This is a genomic window from candidate division WOR-3 bacterium (genome assembly GCA_039801905.1).
GTDB lineage: Bacteria > Hydrothermota > Tepidihabitantia > Tepidihabitantales > JBDRVQ01 > JBDRVQ01.
This window is the reverse complement of the sequence record JBDRVQ010000035.1, coordinates 14903-17871: the sequence shown is the minus strand read 5'-3', so window position 1 is coordinate 17871 and position 2969 is coordinate 14903. Positions and strand designations below refer to the sequence as shown.

Genomic DNA, 2969 nt, shown 5'->3' with positions numbered 1-2969 from the left:
GGTCTCACTTTTAAGATATTCTCGTGTTGGGTAGAAAGAATATAGAGATGATAGGGAAGTGCCATAAACTTATTTAAGGGTGTTTTGGGTAAATGCCTCAAATAAAATGTGACACCGGTGAAAAGGATGGGTGCAGTTTCCCCACAAGCCCGGGCAAAGGAAAGGAGGACCCCGGTTAAAATTCCGGGAAAGGCATAAGGAAGAACCTGAAATCTAATCGTCTCCCATTTTGTTGCCCCTAAGGCTAAAGAACCTTCCCGAAAAGATAATGGTATCGCTTTAAGGGCTTCTTCGGTTGTAGTAATTATCACGGGTAAGACCAAAAGGGAAAGGGTTAAGCCACTCGCCAGAATTGACATCCCGAAACCCAAAACCCGGACAAAAAATGCCACACCAAATAGACCATAAACGATAGAAGGAATTCCTGCTAAACTCCTCACCGAACTTCTAATTACCTTAACTAAAATATTATTGGGAGCATATTCCGAAAGATATATCCCAGAACCGATACCAATCGGGACGGCAAAGAGTAAGGCAACAAAAGTGACATAGATGGTGCCAACCGCTGCGGGTAGGATACCACCTTCGGTCATCCCTTTTTTCGGAAAAGAGGTTAAAAACTCCCAACTGATTACTCTAATCCCATTTTGACAGAGATAGATAATAAGAAAGATGATAACCAGAAGAAAGAGAAAAAGTGGAGTGCCGGCGACCAAAAAACCGAAATTGGCGCGGATTCCTCCAATCTTTCTCATAGAAAGACCTTCCTCTCTTTTTTTAAGGCACTTTCCGCTAAGAGATTGACAACAAGGGAAATAAGAAAAAGAATCAACCCCAGGGTAAAAAGGGCGAAGAAGTGGGTTGTATTCTGCGCCACCTCACCCAATTCAATGGCAATTGTGGAAGTTATGGTTCGGGTTGGGTCAAATAGAGACCGGGCAATGATTGGGGCATTACCCGCGACCATTAAGACCGCCATCGTTTCGCCCACCGCCCGACCAAAACCTAAAAGTCCCGCGGCAATGATTCCCGACTTTGCCGCGGGTAGGACGACCTTAATACTAGTCTGCCACTTGGACGCACCCAAAGCATAACTGGCTTCCCGGAAGGCCTCAGGCACAATCCGCAGGGCATCATCAGAAATGGTGATAATTGTTGGCAAAGACATTAAGGCAAGAATGATACCAGCATTCAGAACTCCGAGTCCAGAAGGAACATTAAATAACCGGCTAATCAAGGGGGCGACTAAAGTTAAACCGAAGAAACCAATTACTACGGAAGGGAAACCAGCAAATAACTCAATTATCGTCTTTATTGTCATCCGCAAACTTCCTTTTAGTCTCTCTGAAAGAAAGAGGGCACTTAAAATTCCGGTTGGCAGAGCAATGAGAAGGGCAATAATTGTTGTCAAAAATGTCCCCCAGAGATTGGGAATTAGTCCATATTGCGGTTCCCCATAAGCATCCGGGTTCCAAACCTTTCCAAAAAGAAAATCGGTAAACTTCACCTCCCCAAAGGTTCTTAGACCGTAGACCGCCAGAAGTAATAAAATTCCAACCAAAACAAGACTGCTACTCACCGCGAGGACTAGGAAGATTACCTTTGCCAGAAATTCCGCATTTTTTCGCATCCAAGAATTATAAGAAAAACGGGAAACAAGTCAAAAGTTTCTTTCTTGGGACTTCCGAAAAAATTATTAACCTCAAAGAAGACGGATTTATTACCGAGGGCACAGGTTTTAGAATAATTCTTGCTTTTATTCTATCCCCCATTGTTTATCACCTGTGCCCTCGGTGTTTTTTAAGAGCCGTCTATTATTTTATCTTGTTCAAAACCTCTTTCCTTACCGCTTCGGGGAGAGGCAAGAAACCAACTTCTTCCACAATCTTCTGGCCGGCATCGGATAATTCCCATTCAATAAACCTTTTCGCGTCACCCTTTGGTTTACCGTTGGTATATTGATAGAGATAGCGAGCGATGGGATATTTTGCCAGTTCCGCCGCTACCAAAGGTGAAAAGTAAGGGCCTTTTTCGGTTTGGGCGATTGCCAAAACCTTTATCCCCTTTGCTTCCTTCACATAACCCAGACCGACATAACCAATGCCCGAAATATCGCTGCTTACCGCATCGACAATCTGGGCATTTCCCGCCATCTGTTTCATCGCCTGGGAGTATTCCCCTTTCACCACCATTTCTCGGAATAAGACAAATGTGCCAGAAACTGGTTGCCGACCGTAGAGAGAAATTGGCTTATTTATTCCGCCGACCTCTTTCCAGTTCTTAATCTGTCCCTGATAAATCTTTCCCAATTGGGAGATGGTCAATTTCGTAATCGGATTTTTCTCATTAACGATAATGCAGAGGAGGTCAACACCAATCGGTATCTCAAAGGGATTAACACCTTTCCCCTTGGCGGTCACTATCTCTTTATCTTTTATATTTCGTGAGGCATTGGCAATGTCCACTTCTTTCTCAATAAGGGAAGTAATCCCGACACCGGAACCGCCACCAACCACCGAGATTGTCACATCGGGCTTCACTCCCATATAACCCTCAGCCAGTTGCTGGACCAAATTGACCATTGTGTCCGAGCCCTTAATGATAATCTCTTTGGCGAAGAGGGTTATGGTTAAGGTTAAAAATAAACTGATTATTCTTTTCATATTTTCCTCCTATTGCTCAGTAATTAATCCCTTCCAACTTCCTTTAATTTGGAAGTAGAAGATATCTTTCTTTGGTTGCTTTTTATCTTTATACTCTTCCCTTTGCCAGTTAAACTGGAGGGCGATATTTTTTCCGAAGGGATAGTAATTCAATCCCGCGAGTAGTAACCGGGAACTTTTGTTATCCTTTTCTTGTCCGTCTTCTTTGTGTTGCCAAAGGTCAAAGCGGCCCAAGAGTTCTAATTTCGACTCTTTAATAGTGATAATTGGCATCAGCCAGAAACCTCCTAAGTCATATTTCTTCTT

General features: G+C 43.4%; 4 protein-coding genes. All 4 read right to left on the bottom strand.

What is annotated here, in order from left to right; translation table 11 throughout:
• On the bottom strand, nt 1-755 hold a 755-nt coding region (gene pstA, locus ABIL00_06900; protein ID MEO0110484.1), incomplete at its 3' end, for a phosphate ABC transporter permease PstA.
• Entirely contained in the window at nt 752-1630 is an 879-nt protein-coding gene (pstC, locus tag ABIL00_06895) for a phosphate ABC transporter permease subunit PstC (GenBank protein ID MEO0110483.1), read from the bottom strand. The genes pstC and pstA, both read right to left, overlap by 4 nt.
• A gap of 184 nt (nt 1631-1814) precedes the next feature.
• Nucleotides 1815-2663 carry a PstS family phosphate ABC transporter substrate-binding protein gene (locus ABIL00_06890; GenBank protein ID MEO0110482.1) on the bottom strand — a complete coding sequence of 283 codons (849 nt, stop codon included), beginning with the start codon at nt 2661-2663 and terminating at the stop codon, nt 1815-1817.
• 9 nt (nt 2664-2672) lie between these two features.
• Nucleotides 2673-2969 (bottom strand): hypothetical protein (locus ABIL00_06885; GenBank protein ID MEO0110481.1); only part of this gene is annotated, 297 nt, incomplete at its 5' end.